Source organism: Pseudomonas sp. SWRI68 (assembly GCF_014269165.1).
GTDB lineage: Bacteria > Pseudomonadota > Gammaproteobacteria > Pseudomonadales > Pseudomonadaceae > Aquipseudomonas > Aquipseudomonas capeferrum.
This window is the reverse complement of record NZ_JABWRU010000001.1, coordinates 221,289-238,022: the sequence shown is the minus strand read 5'-3', so window position 1 is coordinate 238,022 and position 16,734 is coordinate 221,289. Positions and strand designations below refer to the sequence as shown.

At 62.7% G+C, this 16,734-nt stretch carries 19 protein-coding genes; all 19 read right to left on the bottom strand.

The window, feature by feature from the left end; translation table 11 throughout:
• Positions 1-44 precede the first annotated feature (44 nt).
• Positions 45-1,508 (bottom strand): ribosome biogenesis GTPase Der, encoded by a 1,464-nt coding sequence (der, locus tag HU770_RS01030; protein WP_033701174.1) that lies wholly within the window; start codon positions 1,506-1,508, stop codon positions 45-47.
• A gap of 117 nt (positions 1,509-1,625) precedes the next feature.
• Complete coding sequence (bamB, locus tag HU770_RS01025) at positions 1,626-2,768, bottom strand: outer membrane protein assembly factor BamB (RefSeq protein WP_033701523.1); 1,143 nt, start codon at positions 2,766-2,768, stop codon at positions 1,626-1,628.
• Between the two features lies 1 nt (position 2,769).
• Positions 2,770-3,411 carry a tetratricopeptide repeat protein gene (locus tag HU770_RS01020; RefSeq protein WP_186656985.1) on the bottom strand — a complete coding sequence of 214 codons (642 nt, stop codon included), beginning with the start codon at positions 3,409-3,411 and terminating at the stop codon, positions 2,770-2,772.
• Positions 3,412-3,450: 39 nt separating this feature from the next.
• Positions 3,451-4,740 (bottom strand): histidine--tRNA ligase, encoded by a 1,290-nt coding sequence (hisS, locus tag HU770_RS01015; RefSeq protein ID WP_186656982.1) that lies wholly within the window; start codon positions 4,738-4,740, stop codon positions 3,451-3,453.
• Positions 4,741-4,765: 25 nt separating this feature from the next.
• Complete coding sequence (ispG, locus tag HU770_RS01010) at positions 4,766-5,875, bottom strand: flavodoxin-dependent (E)-4-hydroxy-3-methylbut-2-enyl-diphosphate synthase (RefSeq protein WP_033701177.1); 1,110 nt, start codon at positions 5,873-5,875, stop codon at positions 4,766-4,768.
• Between the two features lie 3 nt (positions 5,876-5,878).
• Positions 5,879-6,916 carry a RodZ domain-containing protein gene (locus HU770_RS01005; RefSeq protein ID WP_186656980.1) on the bottom strand — a complete coding sequence of 346 codons (1,038 nt, stop codon included), beginning with the start codon at positions 6,914-6,916 and terminating at the stop codon, positions 5,879-5,881.
• Positions 6,913-7,674 carry a type IV pilus biogenesis/stability protein PilW gene (gene pilW / locus HU770_RS01000; protein ID WP_186662910.1) on the bottom strand — a complete coding sequence of 254 codons (762 nt, stop codon included), beginning with the start codon at positions 7,672-7,674 and terminating at the stop codon, positions 6,913-6,915. The genes HU770_RS01005 and pilW overlap by 4 nt, the downstream gene beginning before the upstream one ends.
• A gap of 14 nt (positions 7,675-7,688) precedes the next feature.
• The gene (gene rlmN, locus HU770_RS00995) at positions 7,689-8,834 is read right to left on the bottom strand and encodes a 23S rRNA (adenine(2503)-C(2))-methyltransferase RlmN (protein WP_033701180.1); all 1,146 of its coding nucleotides are present in this window, start codon (positions 8,832-8,834) and stop codon (positions 7,689-7,691) included.
• Positions 8,835-8,862: 28 nt separating this feature from the next.
• On the bottom strand, positions 8,863-9,288 hold the full coding sequence (ndk, locus tag HU770_RS00990) for a nucleoside-diphosphate kinase (RefSeq protein WP_186662909.1): 426 nt from the start codon (positions 9,286-9,288) through the stop codon (positions 8,863-8,865).
• A 90-nt stretch (positions 9,289-9,378) separates the two neighbouring features.
• Positions 9,379-9,579 carry a Fe-S cluster assembly protein IscX gene (gene iscX / locus HU770_RS00985; RefSeq protein ID WP_003248529.1) on the bottom strand — a complete coding sequence of 67 codons (201 nt, stop codon included), beginning with the start codon at positions 9,577-9,579 and terminating at the stop codon, positions 9,379-9,381.
• A gap of 10 nt (positions 9,580-9,589) precedes the next feature.
• Positions 9,590-9,931, bottom strand: coding sequence for an ISC system 2Fe-2S type ferredoxin (gene fdx / locus HU770_RS00980; protein WP_186656975.1), 342 nt, complete (start codon positions 9,929-9,931; stop codon positions 9,590-9,592).
• 3 nt (positions 9,932-9,934) lie between these two features.
• The gene (gene hscA / locus HU770_RS00975) at positions 9,935-11,797 is read right to left on the bottom strand and encodes a Fe-S protein assembly chaperone HscA (RefSeq protein WP_186656973.1); all 1,863 of its coding nucleotides are present in this window, start codon (positions 11,795-11,797) and stop codon (positions 9,935-9,937) included.
• Positions 11,798-11,839: 42 nt separating this feature from the next.
• A complete protein-coding gene (gene hscB / locus HU770_RS00970; RefSeq protein WP_033701187.1) occupies positions 11,840-12,361 on the bottom strand; it encodes a co-chaperone HscB in 522 nt (173 codons plus the stop codon).
• A gap of 8 nt (positions 12,362-12,369) precedes the next feature.
• On the bottom strand, positions 12,370-12,693 hold the full coding sequence (gene iscA, locus HU770_RS00965; RefSeq protein ID WP_033701188.1) for an iron-sulfur cluster assembly protein IscA: 324 nt from the start codon (positions 12,691-12,693) through the stop codon (positions 12,370-12,372).
• Between the two features lie 28 nt (positions 12,694-12,721).
• Positions 12,722-13,108 (bottom strand): Fe-S cluster assembly scaffold IscU, encoded by a 387-nt coding sequence (gene iscU, locus HU770_RS00960; RefSeq protein WP_003248539.1) that lies wholly within the window; start codon positions 13,106-13,108, stop codon positions 12,722-12,724.
• 46 nt (positions 13,109-13,154) lie between these two features.
• The gene (locus tag HU770_RS00955; protein WP_033701189.1) at positions 13,155-14,369 is read right to left on the bottom strand and encodes an IscS subfamily cysteine desulfurase; all 1,215 of its coding nucleotides are present in this window, start codon (positions 14,367-14,369) and stop codon (positions 13,155-13,157) included.
• A gap of 46 nt (positions 14,370-14,415) precedes the next feature.
• The gene (iscR, locus tag HU770_RS00950; protein WP_027595541.1) at positions 14,416-14,907 is read right to left on the bottom strand and encodes a Fe-S cluster assembly transcriptional regulator IscR; all 492 of its coding nucleotides are present in this window, start codon (positions 14,905-14,907) and stop codon (positions 14,416-14,418) included.
• A gap of 179 nt (positions 14,908-15,086) precedes the next feature.
• On the bottom strand, positions 15,087-15,863 hold the full coding sequence (gene cysE, locus HU770_RS00945; protein WP_186656967.1) for a serine O-acetyltransferase: 777 nt from the start codon (positions 15,861-15,863) through the stop codon (positions 15,087-15,089).
• A 3-nt stretch (positions 15,864-15,866) separates the two neighbouring features.
• Positions 15,867-16,622, bottom strand: coding sequence for a tRNA (cytosine(32)/uridine(32)-2'-O)-methyltransferase TrmJ (gene trmJ, locus HU770_RS00940; RefSeq protein ID WP_033701191.1), 756 nt, complete (start codon positions 16,620-16,622; stop codon positions 15,867-15,869).
• Between the last annotated feature and the right edge of the window lie 112 nt (positions 16,623-16,734).

Here is a 16,734-nt window from a genome sequence, read left to right as displayed (position 1 = left end):
CGTCTGCTTCTTCTTGCAGCTTTGAGCTTGTAGCTTGCCGCTAGTTAGCGCTTGTCGCGGCGCTTCTTCTCGGCCTTCTTGTGGTGCGACATCAAGCGGCGCTTCTTGTTGACCTGGCGATCGGTGAGGGTGTTTTTCTTGCCCTCGTACGGGTTTTCACCCCCCTTGTACTCGATACGGATCGGCGTACCGACCAGCTTGAGCACGCGGCGATAGGTGTTTTCCAGGTAACGCGAGTACGACTTGGGAATGCTGTCGGTCTGGTTGCCGTGGATCACGATCAGCGGCGGGTTGGCACCCCCCAAGTGCGCATAGCGCAGCTTGATGCGGCGGCCATTGACCAGTGGCGGCTGGTGCTCGCTCACGGCGTCTTCGAGGATCTGCGTCAAGCGGCTGGTCGGCCAGCGGGTTACCGCCGACATGAACGCGGCCTGTACCGACTTGTACAGGTTGCCCACGCCCGTGCCGTGCAGCGCGGAAATGAAGTGGATGTCGGCGAAGTCGACGAAGAACAGCCGGCGCTCCAGCTCGGTCTTCACGTAGGCGCGCTCACCCGGCTCCATGCCATCCCACTTGTTCAGGGCGATGACGATGGCGCGGCCGGCTTCGAGGGCGAAGCCCAGCAGGTTCAGGTCATGGTCGACCACCCCTTCGCGGGCATCCATGACGAAGATCACGACGTTGGCGTCCTTGATCGCCTGCAGCGTCTTGACCACCGAGAACTTCTCGACTTCCTCGTGGATCTTGCCGCGCTTGCGCACCCCGGCGGTGTCGATGAAGGTGTACTTGTCGCCATCACGCTCGAACGGGATGTAGATACTGTCACGGGTAGTACCCGGCTCGTCGTAGACCACCACGCGCTCTTCGCCGAGCATGCGGTTGACCAGGGTCGACTTGCCGACGTTCGGGCGGCCGATGATGGCGATCTTGATGCCATCCTTTTCGCTCGGGCCAGGGATGCGCACGGCTTCCTCGCCTTCGGCGACGTCCTGGTCCAGCGCTTCGTCTTCGGCATCGCGCGGCAGGTGGCCAAGCACGGCTTCCATCAGGGCGCTGATACCCCGGCCCTGGGAGCCCGCCACCGGGATGGCGTTGCCCATGCCCATCGGCGAGAACTCGGCGCGGGCGACGTCAGGGTCGATGTTGTCGATCTTGTTGGCGACCAGAATCGCCGACTTGTTCCGCTTGCGCAGGTGCTCGGCGATCATCAGGTCTGCTGCGGTCATGCCCGCACGGGCATCGACCAGGAACAGCACATAGTCGGCTTCTTCGATGGCCATGAGCGACTGCTCGGCCATCTTCTCGTCCATGCCCACTTCGTCACCGGTGATACCACCGGTGTCGATCAGGATGAAGGAACGACCCTGCCAGGAGGCATCACCATACTGGCGGTCACGGGTCAAACCCGACAGGTCACCGACGATGGCATCGCGGGTTTTGGTCAGGCGGTTGAACATGGTGGATTTGCCGACGTTCGGCCGTCCCACCAGGGCGATTACGGGAACCATGCGGCTCTCCACTCTTGAATTCTTGAAAATGCAAAGGCCGCTGCAAGGCAGCGGCCGGAGTTTGTGCGGCGTTTCCTACACCGCGGCTCAAGCCCGTTGGCGGACTTGAGCTTAGCTTCAGCGGACGGTCAGTGCCTCGAGCTTGCCGCTGTTGCCGAAGACGTAGATGGTGTCGCCGACCACCAGGGGCCGGGCGCGCAGGCCATCACTGTCGATTCGCTCGCGGCCGACGAAGCGGCCATCGACCTGGCTGAGCAGGTGCAGGTAACCCTCGAAGTCACCTACAGCCACGTAGCTGGAGAACACTTCCGGTGCCGACAGCTGACGGCGAGCCATGGAATCGTTGGTCCACAGGGCGCTGGAAGAGCGCTCGTCGACACTTTCAACGGTACCCGAGGCTTCGCTGACATAGACGTTACCGTAACCCTGGGCGACACCCACGTAGCTGGAAGCATCACGCTGCCACAGCACACGGCCGCTTTCCAGGTCCAGGCCCGCTACGCGGCCCTGGTAGGTGCTGACGTACAGGGTACCACCGGACAGCAGCAAGCCGCCGTCGATATCCACTACGCGGTCCAGCTCGGAACGCCCCTGCGGGATGGCCACACGGCTCTCCCACACCGGCACGCCGTTGCTGATATCCACCGCGATCACCTTGCCGGTGGACAGGCCGGCAACCGCCATGCGGTTGGTCACGATCGGCGCACCGGTGCCCCGCAGGGTCAGCACGGCCGGGGTGCTTTCATAGATCCAGCGGCGGTCGCCGGTCGCGGCATCGAGGCCGATCAGGCGGTCGTCCTGGGTCTGCACCACCACCACGTCACCATTGTTGGCCGGTGGTGCCAGCACTTCACTGGTCACGCGTGAGCGCCAGCGCTCTTCACCGGTGCTGGAGTCCAGCGCGATGACTTCGCCTTTGAGGGTACCGAGCATGACCAGCCCGTAACCCACACCGACAGCGCCCGACACCTGCAGGTCGAGGTCTTTTTTCCAGGCCACGTCGCCGGTGATGCGGTCGAGGGCGAAAACTTCGCCGTTGACGTCGGAGGCGTAGATACGGTCGTTTTCGATGGCCGGTACCAGGGTGTTGTACGTCTCGCCCTGGCCGTCACCGATCGAACGGCTCCACTGCTTCTTCAGTACCACTTCCTCGGTGAACTTGGTCAGCTCGGCCGGGGGCAGTTCCTTCTTGCTGTTGCTGCTGCAACCCGCGGCCAGAACGGCCAGGGTCAGCACTGCTGCTTGTTTCCAACCGATCACGTCAGGCGTCCCCTTTGGCCAGGTCATCCAGCTTCAATTGCAGGCCACCGACCGCCGCTTCATCGGACAGCGCGGCCTTGGCTTTTTCATAAGCGCTGTGGGCATCGTCGGCGCGACCAAGCTGTACCAGCAGGTCACCCTTCAATTCTTCGCGGCTGGCCAGGAACGCCTTGTCGGCGTCGCCGTCGAGCAGCTTGAGGGCCTCATCGGCCTTGTCCTGGGCAGCCAGTACACGGGCCAGGCGCTGGCGCGAAATTTCGCCCAGCGTGGTATCGGCAGGCTTGTCCAGCACACCCTTGAGCTCGGCGGCGGCGTCGTCGAGCTTGCCGCTCTCGACTGCGACCTTGGCCACGAACAGGCTGCCATACTGGGCGTAGGCGGTACCGCCAAATTCGCTCTTGAGCTTGCCGGCCAGTTCCGCGACCTTGGTCGCGTCTGGCTGGCCGCTTGGCGTCAGGCTGGTCTCAAGCAATGCCTGGTACAGCTGCGAGGCACCTTGCGACTGGTTGTCCTGGTACTTGTGCCAGGTATTCCAGCCCAACACCACCACGCCGGCCAGCAGGGCACCGGTCAGCAGTGGCTTGCCGTTGCGGTTCCACCAGTCCTTGACCCCTGCCAGGTCATCATCATCTGTACTCGACACCCCAATACTCCTTTTCGCCTATTCGCTTGTTGAACCGCGTTACGCCTGAGCGATTGCGGTTTCCAGGTGCTCAGCCAGAGCATCCCAGGCAATGTTCTGTTGTTCGCCCTGGCCACGCAGGGGCTTCACGCCGATTTCCTGCTTGGCCAACTCGTCGTCGCCAAGAATCAGGGCCAACAGCGCGCCGCTCTTGTCGGCTTTCTTGAATTGGCTCTTGAAGCTGCCGCCACCGGCGTTGACCACCAGGCGCAGGCCCGGCAGGCGATCACGCAGGCTTTCGGACAGGCGCAGGCCAGCCAGCTCTGCCTGTTCACCGAAGGCGCAGAGGTAGACATCGACCTGACGGCTGATCGACTCGGGCACCTTGCCCAGGGTCTCCAGCAGCAGGATCAGGCGCTCGATACCCATGGCGAAACCTACACCAGTGGTCGGCTTGCCGCCCATCTGCTCGACCAGGCCGTCGTAGCGGCCACCGGCACAGACGGTGCCCTGGGCGCCGAGCTTGTCGGTCACCCACTCGAACACGGTCTTGCTGTAGTAGTCCAGGCCACGCACCAGCTTGGTGTTGATCACGAACGGGATGCCGGCCGCATCCAGACGGGCCTTGAGGCCCTCGAAGTGCACGCGGGACGCTTCGTCCAGGTAATCTTCGAGCTTCGGTGCACCGACCAGCACCGCCTGGGTGTTCTGGTCCTTGCTGTCGAGGATGCGCAGCGGGTTGCTCTTGAGGCGACGCTGGCTGTCTTCGTCCAGCTGCTCAAGGCGTGCCGACAGGAACTCGACCAGCGCATCACGGTAGCGCGCACGGGCTTCACTGGTGCCCAGGCTGTTGAGCTCGAGCTTGACCGCGTCCTGGATGCCCAGCAGGCCCCACAGGCGCCAGGTCAGCATGATCAGCTCGGCGTCGATGTCCGGGCCATCGAGGTTGAACACTTCCACGCCGATCTGGTGGAACTGGCGGTAACGGCCTTTCTGCGGGCGCTCGTGGCGGAACATCTGGCCGATGTACCACAGTTTCTGCACCTGGCCGTTGCCGGTGATGCCATGCTCCAGCACGGCACGCACGCAGGCGGCGGTACCTTCAGGGCGCAGGGTGAGCGAATCGCCGTTGCGGTCCTCGAAGGTGTACATCTCTTTTTCGACGATGTCGGTCACTTCACCGATGGAGCGTTTGAACAGCTCGGTGAACTCGACGATCGGCGTGCGGATCTGGCTGTACCCGTAGGTATCCAGCAGACCGGCCACGGTGCCTTCAAAGTAGCGCCACAGTGGCGACTGTTCTGGCAGGATGTCGTTCATGCCACGGATGGCTTGCAGCGATTTGCTCACGAAAAGTCCTTACGAATGCTGTGTGTCAGCCACGGGCGATCAGCGCCGCGTCGGCCTCGGCCTTCTCGGCCGCTTTCTGGCGGATGAGCTTCTCGAGCTCATCGACCAGGTTGTCATTGGTCAGCTTCTGCGCCGGTTTGCCGTCGATGTAGATCAGGTTTGGCGTACCGCCGGTCAGCCCTACATGGGCTTCCTTGGCTTCGCCGGGGCCGTTGACCACACAACCGATCACCGCCACGTCCAGCGGCACCAGCAGGTCTTCCAGGCGCCCTTCCAGCTCGTTCATGGTCTTGACCACATCGAAGTTCTGCCGCGAGCAGCTCGGGCAGGCGATGAAGTTGATGCCACGCGAACGCAGGTGCAGCGACTTGAGGATGTCGTAGCCGACCTTCACTTCTTCGACCGGGTCAGCGGCCAGGGAGATACGAATGGTATCGCCGATGCCCTCGGCCAGCAGCATACCGAGGCCGACGGCGGATTTCACCGTCCCCGAACGCAGGCCACCGGCTTCGGTGATGCCCAGGTGCAGGGGCTGGATGATCTGCTTGGCCAGCAGGCGATAGGCTTCGACGGCCATGAACACGTCGGAGGCCTTGACGCTGACCTTGAAGTCCTGGAAATCCAGGCGGTCCAGGTGCTCGACATGGCGCAGCGCCGACTCGACCAGCGCCGCTGGGGTCGGTTCGCCGTACTTCTTCTGCAGGTCCTTTTCCAGGGAGCCGGCGTTGACGCCGATACGGATCGGGATACCGCGGTCACGGGCGGCATCGACCACCGCGCGTACACGGTCTTCACGGCCGATGTTGCCCGGGTTGATACGCAGGCAGTCGACACCCAGCTCGGCCACGCGCAGCGCGATCTTGTAGTCGAAATGAATGTCGGCGACCAGCGGTACACTGACCCGTTGCTTGATGCGGCCAAACGCTTCGGCGGCGTCCATGTCCGGTACCGAGACGCGCACGATGTCGACACCGGCATCGACCAGACGCTGGATCTGGCCGACAGTGGCGTCGACATCGTTGGTGTCGGTGTTGGTCATGCTTTGCACCGCGATGGGCGCATCACCACCCACCGGCACATTGCCGACCCAGATTTTGCGGGATTCGCGACGTTTGATCGGAGATTCGCCGTGCATAACTTACTGTCCCAACTTCAGGCGAGCAGTCTCGCCACTGGTGAACGGAGCAACATCGACGGCCTGGCCGTTGTAGCTGACCTGGGCGCCACGGGCAAAGCCCAGGCGTACCGCGAACGGCGGTTTGCCGGTCAGCTCGAGGTTGTCGCCCTTGCGCTTGACGGCGCTGAACAGCACCTTGCCGTTGCCGTCGGAGACCTGGGTCCAGCAATCGGCAGTGAACTGGATGGCGACCTTGGCGCTACCGGCAGGTACTGCGACCGGTGCGGCCGGCTCGGCGGCGGCTACCACAGGGGCAGCCGCGACAGGTGCCGTGGCAGCAGGTGCTACTGCAGCAGGTGCTGGCGTTGGCGCAGTGGCTGCGGCGGGCACTTGTGCCTGCGCGGCCGGGGCTGGCGTTGCGTTTGCAGCTGGGGTTTGCGCAGGGCTGGCCGGCACTTGCTCGGCGGCGGCAAGCGGCTGTTCGCCAGCGGCCTGCTCCAGCGGCAACGGTGCGCTTTCGGGTTGCTGGCCTGCCGTCACGGCCTGGTCTTCAGGCTCGTCCAGCGGGTGGATCTGCGTGGTGCCGTCGGCGCTCTCGACCTCGACGTGCTCGAGGGCGATCTTGGCCAGGTCCTTGCCCCGCAAGCTGCCCTGGTCCTGCCACCAAACGAAACCACCACCGACCACTGCCACCAGCAGCAACAGGCTGACACCGCGCAGGATGTTGTGCGACAGGCGCACCGGTTCTTCGATGCGGCCCAGCGAATGCACTTCACTGCCCTTGGCGTGGGTACCGGTGTACTGGTCGAAGGCCTCGACCAACGCGGCCTGGTCCAGGTCCATCAGTTTGGCATAGGCGCGGATATAGCCACGGGCGAAGGTGTGCCCGGGCAGCTTGTCGAAGGCGCCGGTTTCCACGTGGTTCAACGAACTGACAGTGAGGTTGAGCTTGCGGGCCACCTCGGCTTGTGACCAGTCCCGCTTCTCACGGGCCTGGCGCAAAAGCTCACCGGGGTTCTGGCCAGGCGCTACTGCTACTTCGGGATGCGCGGCGTTCATCGTTGCTCCGACAGGTATTGCTGATATTCCGGCGTACCGGGATAAAGTCGTTGTAATTGCTGGCCCAGGTCGGCCAGTGTGCCCTGCTCGTCGAATACCCGGGCAAGGCGGCTGCCCAGCAGAAGGCTACGGGCGTCATGGTCGCTCAACCGGCTGAAACGATCGTAGTAGTCCAGGGCCGGCACATAATGCCTGTTTTCGTAGGACAACTCAGCCATTTCCAGCAACGCTTTCGGTTGCTGCGGGTTGAGTTGCAACGCTTTGAACAGATATGTGTGGGCCTGGTCACGACGTTCGAGCTTCAGGGCAGTCAGGCCAAGGTTCTCGTACACACGGGAGCGTTCAGGATACAGGGTATCGGCGCTGGCCAGGCGAAACATCTGCTTGGCCTCGGCAAATCGCCCCTGAGCATAAAGGAAACTGCCGTAATTGTTGCGAATTCGCGTATCGCCAGGGCGTGCCTGCAGGGCTTTTTGAAAGTGTTTCTCGGCCAGCCCCGGCTCACCCTGCGCCTGAAACACCAGCGCCAGGGCGGCGTGTGCGCCGGTATCGCTGGCGTCGAGGGCGAGGGCTTTGCCAAGCGGCGCCTTGGCCTGCTCGGTCAGGCCTTGTTGCAAATACCCAAGCCCAAGCTGCACATAAGCCCTGCCCGCCTCTTCCCGCCCCTGCCGACTGGCCAGCGGATCGCCCGCGCCGCCCGACACGCAGCCGGCCAGCAGCAAAAGCGCAAGGATCGACAGCGCGGCGCGCAGGCTCATGGCTAGGTTCTCGGTCAGTGGCGCGCGGCGCTGTCTGGCAGCTCGGCGTCGGCAGACAACTGGCGCACGGCGATGTAGCGCTCACTGCGGCGGGTGCGGTCGTTGACCTGGCCGACCAGCTGACCACAAGCGGCGTCGATGTCCTCGCCACGGGTGGTACGGGTGGTGACGTTGAAGCCGCCGTGGTGCAGCAGGTCCTGGAAGCGGCGGATAGCATTGTTGCTAGGACGCTCGTAACCGGAATGCGGGAACGGGTTGAACGGGATCAGGTTGATCTTGCACGGCACGTCGCGCAGCAGCTCGATCATCTGTGCGGCGTGCTCGGGCTGGTCGTTGACGTCCTTGAGCAGGGTGTACTCGACCGTCAGCACGCGCTTGCCACCCAGGGTGGCCATGTAGCCCATGCACGACTCCAGCAGCACCTTCAACGGGTACTTCTTGTTGATCGGCACCAACTGGTTGCGCAGCGCGTCGTTCGGCGCGTGCAGCGACAGGGCCAGCGACACGTCGATGTGCTTGGCCAGCTCGTCGATCATCGGCACCACGCCCGAGGTGGACAAGGTGACGCGCCGTTTGGAAATGCCATAGCCCAGATCATCCATCATGATCTTCATGGCGGCGATGACATTGTCGAAGTTCAGCAGAGGCTCGCCCATGCCCATCATGACCACGTTGGTAATCGCGCGGTCGACTTTGGCCGGGACGGTCCCGAAGGATTTGTTGGCAAGCCACACTTGGCCGATCACTTCGGCGGCGGTGAGGTTGCTGTTGAAGCCTTGCTTGCCGGTGGAGCAGAAACTGCAATCCAGGGCGCAGCCGGCTTGCGACGAGACGCACAAAGTGCCGCGGTCGTCGGTGGGAATGTAGACGGTCTCGACGCAGCTGCCGGAGGCAACGCGGATCACCCATTTACGGGTGCCGTCGGCGGAAATGTCTTCACTGACCACTTCCGGTGGGCGAATTTCGGCAACAGCCTCGAGCTTTTCGCGCAAGGCCTTGCCGACGTTCGTCATGGCGGCGAAATCATCGACGCCAAAATGGTGAATCCATTTCATCACCTGGCCGGCACGGAAGCGCTTCTCCCCGATAGAGTCGAAGAATTGTTCCATTTCCGGCTGGGTCAGGCCCAACAGGTTGATTTTGCCAGTAGATGTCGTCATGGATTCACCCTCACCCGTAAGCTTTCGCTTAGCGAGTGGTTACCTCGGTAGCAGCGAAGAAGTAAGCGATTTCGCGAGCAGCGGCAGCTTCGGAGTCCGAACCGTGAACGGCGTTGGCGTCGATCGACTCGGCGAAGTCAGCACGGATGGTGCCGGCAGCAGCTTCTTTAGGGTTGGTAGCGCCCATCAGCTCACGGTTCAGAGCGATTGCGTTTTCGCCTTCCAGAACCTGAACGACAACCGGACCGGAAGTCATGAAGGCAACCAGGTCGCCGAAGAAGCCGCGCTCGCTGTGCTCAGCGTAGAAGCCTTCGGCTTCGGCTTTGGACAGTCGCTTGATTTTCGAGGCAACGATTTTCAGGCCGGCGTCTTCGAAGCGAGTGGTGATCTTGCCGATGACGTTTTTGGCAACTGCGTCAGGCTTGATGATCGAGAAAGTACGTTGAACAGCCATGGAAAACTCCAGAAATATGAGTGTTGCGAAAAATTAAACCCGCGAATTATACGCGGGTTCCAGGGGATTGCCTAACCTGCAGCGTCGCGCTTAGTCGGCTTCATCAATCCAGGCCGCCTGGATGGCCTCGAGCACTTTCTCACCGCCGCGTGACGGATCGTCGCTGAACTCTGGCAATGCCAGCACCCAGCGGTGCAGATCGACGAAATTCACGTAACGAGGATCGACTTCCGGCTTGCTTTCTGCAAGCTGGATGGCGATCTCAAGTACATCAACCCATTTCAGACTCATGCAAAAATCCTCAGTGGGGCGCTTCGGCAGCGTGGTTGAGCGAATACTTGGGGATCTCGATGGTCAGGTCCTGATCACCGACGACTACCTGGCAGCCGAGGCGCGACTGGGCCTCCAGGCCCCAGGCCTTGTCCAGCATGTCCTCTTCCAGCTCGTCGGCTTCATCGAGCGAGTCGAAACCTTTGCGAACAATGCAGTGACAGGTGGTGCAGGCCTTTACGCCACCGCAGGCGCTTTCCATCTCGATGTGATGGTCGTGGGCCAGCTCCAGGATGTTGGTCCCGGGCGCGACCTCCACGGTCAGCCCCTCCGGGCAGAACTTCTCATGCGGCAGGAATGTCACCAGCGGCATCGGTTACTCCTCGATCTCATTCAGGTTGCGCCCGGCCAGTGCGGCTTTGACCGTCGAATCAAGGCGACGGGCGGCAAATGCGTCGGTCACCTGCGACAGACGCTTGGTCTGTTGCTCGATGGCAGGGCCATCGGTGCCGGCCAGCAAATCACGTAGTTCTTGCATCTGGAATTCAATGGCTTCGCGTTCTTCGCTGCTGAGCAGCCGCTGGCCATCGGCGTCCAGGGCGCCCTGCACCGCTTCGAGCAGACGCTCGCCATCAACCTGATGTTCACGCAGCTGACGCGCCTGCTTGTCGGTGCCTGCGTGCTCGAAGGAATCCTTGAGCATGCGGGCGATCTCGCCGTCGGTCAGGCCGTAGGATGGCTTGACCTGAATGCTGGCCTCGACCCCCGACCCCAGTTCGCGGGCCGCGACGCTGAGCAGGCCATCGGCATCGACCTGGAAGGTCACGCGGATCTTCGCGGCGCCGGCAACCATCGCCGGGATGCCGCGCAGTTCGAAGCGCGCCAGGGAGCGGCAGTCGCTGATCAGCTCGCGTTCGCCCTGCAGCACGTGGATCATCATGGCCGACTGGCCATCTTTATAGGTAGTGAATTCCTGGGCACGCGCCACCGGAATGGTGGTGTTGCGCGGAATCACTTTCTCCATCAAGCCACCCATGGTCTCAAGGCCCAGGGACAGCGGGATGACATCGAGCAGCAGCAACTCGCCACCTTCGCGGCGGTTGCCAGCCAAGGTGTCGGCCTGGATGGCAGCACCGATGGCCACCACCTGGTCCGGGTCGATCGAGGTCAGCGGGGTGCGGCCGAACAGGCTGCCGACAGCGTCACGTACGCGGGGTACGCGGGTCGAACCGCCTACCATCACCACGGCACCGACCTCTTCCAGCTCGACGCCGCTGTCGCGCACGGCGCGGCGGCAGGCCTTGAGGCTGCGGGCGACCAACGGCTCGATCATGGTCTCGAAGGCCGCGCGGCTCAGCTCGCCCTGCCAGGCGCCGTGGCGGACGCTGACAACGTCGGCATCGGTCAGGGCTTCCTTGGCGGCGCAGGCGGCCTGCAGCAGCTGGCGCTGGGTGGCCGGGTCCAGATCGGAGGACAGGCCAGCCTGCTCGATGATCCAGCCAGCAATGGCATGGTCGAAATCATCGCCGCCCAAGGCGGTATCGCCGCCGGTGGCCAGCACTTCGAAGACACCGGCCGTCAGGCGCAGGATGGAAATATCGAAGGTACCGCCACCCAGGTCATAGATGGCCACCACGCCTTCGGCGTTCTGGTCCAGGCCATAGGCCACGGCCGCTGCGGTCGGTTCGTTGAGCAGGCGCAGCACATTGAGGCCGGCCAGGCGCGCAGCGTCCTTGGTGGCCTGGCGCTGGGCGTCGTCGAAATAGGCCGGCACGGTGATCACCGCCCCCACCAGATCGCCGCCGAGGGTTTGCTCGGCGCGCTCACGCAGCACCTTGAGGATATCGGCGGACACTTCCACCGGGCTTTTCGGCCCCTGGACGGTGTCGATGAACGGCATGTGCGACTCACCGCCAATAAAGCGGTAAGGCAGCTGTTCGCCCAGTTGCTTGACGTCGGCCAGACCACGCCCCATCAGGCGTTTCACCGACAGCACGGTGTTCAGCGGGTCGCTGGAAGCGGCATCGCGCGCAGCCTGCCCGACTTCGCTGCGCCCTTCGAGGTAGCGCACCGCAGACGGCAGAATGACATTACCCTGCGCATCGGGCAGGGGCTCACTACGACCGCTGCGCAAGGCGGCGACCAGAGAATTGGTGGTACCCAGGTCGATACCCACCGCCAGGCGACGCTGGTGCGGCTGAGGGGTCTGACCGGGTTCGGCGATCTGCAGTAGGGCCATGCTTATCTGAATACCTTAGGCGTCATCACGAAAGACACCGGGTTAATCGTCGAGGCGCTCTTCCAGTTGGCGCACTTCTTGGGCGAGCTTGTCGAGGAATTGCATGCGGCGCATCAGGCGCTCGGCCTTCTCGCGCTCGTCTGCAACGTCCCAACAGGCGGCGAAGTCCTCGTTCAGCGTGTCCTGGGCAACCTTGAGGCGCTTCTTGAACACGCCGACACCCTCAAGGTCGGCTTCGTCCTGCAGCTCTTCGAGCTCTTCGCGCAACTGCATCTGCTGCAACAGGAAGTCGGGGTCGTGGACCGTGACTTCCTGAGGCACTTCATGGCCACCGATGGCCAGCAGGTAGCGGGCTCGGCGCGGCGCATTACGCAGGGTCTGGTAGGCGTCGTTGAGGGCTGCGGATTTTTCCAGCGCTACGCGCTGCTCACGCTCGGACGCGTCGGCAAAGCGATCAGGATGGACTTCGCGGGCCAGCTCGCGGTAGCGAGTGGCCAGCTTGTCGAGATCCAGGCGGAAGCTTGGCTGGAGGTCAAACAGTGCGAAATGACAAGGAGTACCCACAGCCAGCCTCAGACGTTGAAGCTTTCGCCGCAGCCACACTCACCGCGCACGTTGGGGTTGTTGAACCTGAAGCCTTCGTTCAACCCTTCCTTGACGAAGTCCAGTTCAGTGCCGTCGAGGTACACCAGGCTCTTGGGATCGATGATCACCTTGACGCCATGGTTCTCGAACACCGTGTCTTCGTCAGCCAGCTCGTCGACGAACTCCAGCACGTAGGCCAGGCCCGAACAACCGGTGGTGCGCACGCCCAGGCGAATACCTTCGCCCTTGCCGCGCCCCTCGAGGGAACGCCGCACATGGTTGGCGGCGGCTTCTGTCATGCTGATAGCCATCAGAACTCCTTACCTCGCAACAGGCGACTTAGATCAAGCCTTTCTTCTGCTTGTAATCGCGTACGGCTGCCTTGATGGCATCCTCGGCGAGTACCGAGCAGTGGATCTTGACCGGCGGCAACGCCAGTTCTTCGGCCAGCTGGGTGTTCTTGATGGTTTCGGCTTCGTCCAAGGTCTTGCCCTTCATCCACTCGGTGGCGAGGGAGCTGGAGGCGATGGCCGAACCGCAGCCGTAGGTCTTGAACTTGGCGTCTTCGATGACGCCCTGCTCGTTGACCTTGATCTGCAGACGCATCACGTCACCGCAGGCCGGCGCGCCGACCATGCCGGTACCGACATCCGGGTCCTCGGCATTCATCTTGCCGACGTTGCGCGGGTTTTCGTAGTGGTCGATGACCTTTTCACTGTATGCCATGGTGCAATTCCTTCCTCATCAGGGAGCCGCTCTTGCCGGCGACTGCTTAGTGGGCGGCCCACTCGATCTTGGAGATGTCAACGCCGTCTTTGTACATGTCCCACAGCGGCGACAGCTCACGCAGTTTGTTAACGGCCTCGCAGACTTTCTGCGCGGCGTAGTCGACTTCTTCTTCAGTGGTGAAGCGGCCGAAGGAGAAGCGGATCGAGCTGTGCGCCAGCTCGTCATTGCGGCCCAGAGCGCGCAGTACGTACGACGGCTCGAGCGAAGCGGAGGTACAGGCCGAACCGGACGATACCGCGATGTCCTTCAGCGACATCAGCAGCGACTCGCCTTCGACGTAGTTGAAGCTCAGGTTCAGGTTGTGCGGCACACGGGCGGTCTGGCTGCCGTTGACGTACAGCTCTTCGAGGTCCGAGACCTGCTTGAAGAAGCGGTCGCTCAGGGCCTTGATGCGCACGTTTTCACTGGCCATCTCTTGCTTGGCGATGGCGAACGCCTCACCCATGCCGACGATCTGGTGGGTTGGCAGGGTGCCCGAACGCATGCCGCGCTCATGGCCACCGCCGTGAATGATTGCCTCGAGGCGCACACGCGGCTTGCGGCTGACGTACAGTGCGCCGATGCCTTTGGGGCCGTAGACCTTGTGCGCCGAGAACGACATCAGGTCGACCTTCAGCTTCTGCACATCGATCTCGACCTTGCCGGCCGACTGGGCCGCGTCGACATGGAACAGCACGCCGCGCGAGCGGGTCAGCTCACCGATGGCGGCGATGTCGTTGATCGAGCCGACTTCATTGTTGACGTGCATCAGCGAGACCAGAATGGTGTCGTCGCGCAGCACGGCCTCGACCATGGCCGGGGTGACGATGCCGTCTTCGCCTGGCTCCAGGTAGGTGACTTCGAAACCTTCACGCTCGAGCTGGCGAGCGGTATCCAGGACCGCCTTGTGCTCGATCTTGGAGGTGATGATGTGCTTGCCCTTGGTCTGATAGAAGTGCGCGACACCTTTGAGTGCGAGGTTGTCGGACTCGGTGGCACCGCTGGTCCAGACGATTTCACGCGGATCGGCGTTGATCAGTTCGGCGACCTGGCGACGACCGTTCTCGACCGCTTCCTCGGCTTTCCAGCCGAAGACGTGGGAGCGCGAAGCCGGGTTACCGAAGTTCCCGTCGACCAGCAGGCAGTCGGCCATCTTCTGGGCGACACGTGGGTCGACCGGGGTGGTCGCGGAGTAATCGAGGTAGATCGGCAACTTCATGGATATCTCCTATCAGGCGGTGGCGTCGCTCGTCGCTGTTATAAGGTCAGTCGACGGCGGACGTCTCAATCTTGTCCAACTGGGCGGAACGGCCTGCGACACGACGCAGGTCCTGGCGCTGGGCGACTTCCTGCACCTCACGGCGCTTGACGAGGTCGGCCAGGCTGATGCCGCTGAGGAATTCATGGATCTGCTGGCTGAGATCGCACCACAGGTGGTGGGTCAGGCAGGTATCACCGGCATGGCAATCCCCAAGGCCCTGGCAACGGGTGGCATCGACCGATTCGTTGACCGCGTCGATGACCTGAGCCACCTGGATGGTTTCCATGCCTCGCGACAGCTGATAGCCACCGCCTGGACCGCGCACACTGGATACCAGGCTGCTGCGGCGCAGCTTGGCGAACAGCTGCTCCAGATAAGAGAGGGAAATGCCCTGGCGCTCGGAAATGTCGGCCAAAGACACGGGCCCATGCTGCGCGTGCAACGCCAGGTCAAGCATGGCTGTCACGGCGTATCGGCCTTTAGTAGTCAGTCGCATGGCTATTGGGTACCACGGGAGTTACAGGATGTGAGCGAGTATGCGATTCCCGAGCATTTAAGTCAACTATTAGACCTACTGCTTTAGTCGGGTTTTATGTCGGGAGGCGGGCGCGATTGTAGCAGACGAGGGGCGCGAGCACACGCCCCGTATGTCACCACGGCTTCAGCGCGACGCGATCAATGCGACTGAGTGTCGCGCTGGGCGGCCTCGGTGAAGTCATCCTCCGGCAGCGCCGGCAACTCTTTGGCACAGTAGTCGCTGCCCATCTTGGTCAGCGCGCCGCACATGCCCTCCAGGCGCTCATCCACCGCTTGCAGGTGGTCGAGCATCTGCCCGATGGCGCGTGCGACCGGGTCTGGCATGTCGCCACTGACGCCATACGCATCGAAACCGATCTTCTCGGCCATGGCCTTGCGCCGGGCTTCGACTTCGTTTTCTTCGCTCTTGACGATGATGCGGCCCGGGATACCCACTGCGGTCGCCCCCGCCGGCACGGCCTTGGTCACCACCGCATTGGAGCCGATCTTGGCCCCGGCACCGACGGTGAACGGGCCCAGCACCTTGGCCCCCGCCCCCACCACAACGCCGTTTTCCAGAGTCGGATGGCGCTTGCCTTTATTCCAGCTGGTGCCGCCCAGGGTCACACCCTGATAAAGCGTGACGTCGTCGCCGATCTCGGCGGTCTCGCCGATGACGATCCCCATGCCGTGGTCGATGAAGAAACGCCGGCCAATGGTGGCGCCAGGGTGGATCTCGATCCCGGTCATCCAGCGCCCGAAGTTCGACACCAGCCGGGCCAGCCACTTGAAATCACGCGTCCACAAGGCATTGCCCAGCCGGTGCAGCCAGATGGCATGCATGCCTGGGTAGCAGGTCAGCACCTCGAAAGCGTTGCGCGCTGCCGGGTCACGATGGAATACGCTTTGAATATCTTCACGCAGGCGTTCGAACATCTGTCAGTCCTTCCTTTTATGCGGTTCGCCCCGAGCCACTTTCTGGGTCTCGGTGAGGATGCCGCGCAAAATGCTCATTTCCGGACGGTTCACCGAGCTGCGCCCGTACAGCCGGCGCAGGCGCGCCATCAGGTGCTTGGGCTTCTCGGGGTCAAGGAAGCCGATGTCCACCAGGGTCTTTTCCAGGTGGTCGTAGAACAGCTCCATTTCGTCCATGGTCGCCAGCTCGCTGGCGTCGGCCTTCTCGACTTTCGCCGGGGCATCCTCGGCTGCCAGCCAGGCCATGCGCACCTCATAAGAGAGCACCTGGACCGCGGCGGCCAGATTCAGCGAGCTGAAGTCGGGGTTCGAGGGAATGTGCACGTGGAAGTGACATCGCTGCAGTTCGTCGTTGGTCAGGCCGGCGTGTTCGCGACCGAACACCAGGGCGATTTCCTCGCCGCCCAGCGCATGCTCCACAGCCTTGGCCCCGCATTCGCGAGGGTCGATCAATGGCCAGGGGATGCTGCGCTCGCGGGCACTGGTACCCATCACCAGGTTACAGCCGACCAGCGCCTGCTCGAGGCTGTCGACAACCTGGGCGTTACCCAGCACATCGTCGGCGCCCGAGGCCCGGGCACTGGCTTCGGCATCGGGAAACGCTTTTGGCTGCACCAGCACCAGACGCGACAAGCCCATGTTTTTCATGGCACGCGCAGCGCCGCCGATGTTGCCGGGGTGGCTGGTATTGACCAGAACAACACGAATATTTTGCAGCACGGTGTTGTGCTCTCAGAGGCAGATATCAGGGCCTTCGATCTTACAGAACCGACAGACGTAACGCCATGAAAGCAAATGTGACACTTCTGCCGTCAAAGTTTTCTGCTAGAAT

Coding starts and splice junctions, on each gene's coding strand:
- der (WP_033701174.1), bottom strand. CDS start 1,508: ATGGTTCCCGTAATCGCCCTGGTGGGACGGCCGAACGTCGGCAAATCC.
- ispG (WP_033701177.1), bottom strand. CDS start 5,875: ATGCACGGCGAATCTCCGATCAAACGTCGCGAATCCCGCAAAATCTGG.
- HU770_RS01005 (WP_186656980.1), bottom strand. CDS start 6,916: ATGAACGCCGCGCATCCCGAAGTAGCAGTAGCGCCTGGCCAGAACCCC.
- pilW (WP_186662910.1), bottom strand. CDS start 7,674: ATGAGCCTGCGCGCCGCGCTGTCGATCCTTGCGCTTTTGCTGCTGGCC.
- rlmN (WP_033701180.1), bottom strand. CDS start 8,834: ATGACGACATCTACTGGCAAAATCAACCTGTTGGGCCTGACCCAGCCG.
- ndk (WP_186662909.1), bottom strand. CDS start 9,288: ATGGCTGTTCAACGTACTTTCTCGATCATCAAGCCTGACGCAGTTGCC.
- iscX (WP_003248529.1), bottom strand. CDS start 9,579: ATGAGTCTGAAATGGGTTGATGTACTTGAGATCGCCATCCAGCTTGCA.
- fdx (WP_186656975.1), bottom strand. CDS start 9,931: ATGCCGCTGGTGACATTCCTGCCGCATGAGAAGTTCTGCCCGGAGGGG.
- hscA (WP_186656973.1), bottom strand. CDS start 11,797: ATGGCCCTACTGCAGATCGCCGAACCCGGTCAGACCCCTCAGCCGCAC.
- iscA (WP_033701188.1), bottom strand. CDS start 12,693: ATGGCTATCAGCATGACAGAAGCCGCCGCCAACCATGTGCGGCGTTCC.
- iscU (WP_003248539.1), bottom strand. CDS start 13,108: ATGGCATACAGTGAAAAGGTCATCGACCACTACGAAAACCCGCGCAAC.
- HU770_RS00955 (WP_033701189.1), bottom strand. CDS start 14,369: ATGAAGTTGCCGATCTACCTCGATTACTCCGCGACCACCCCGGTCGAC.
- iscR (WP_027595541.1), bottom strand. CDS start 14,907: ATGCGACTGACTACTAAAGGCCGATACGCCGTGACAGCCATGCTTGAC.
- cysE (WP_186656967.1), bottom strand. CDS start 15,863: ATGTTCGAACGCCTGCGTGAAGATATTCAAAGCGTATTCCATCGTGAC.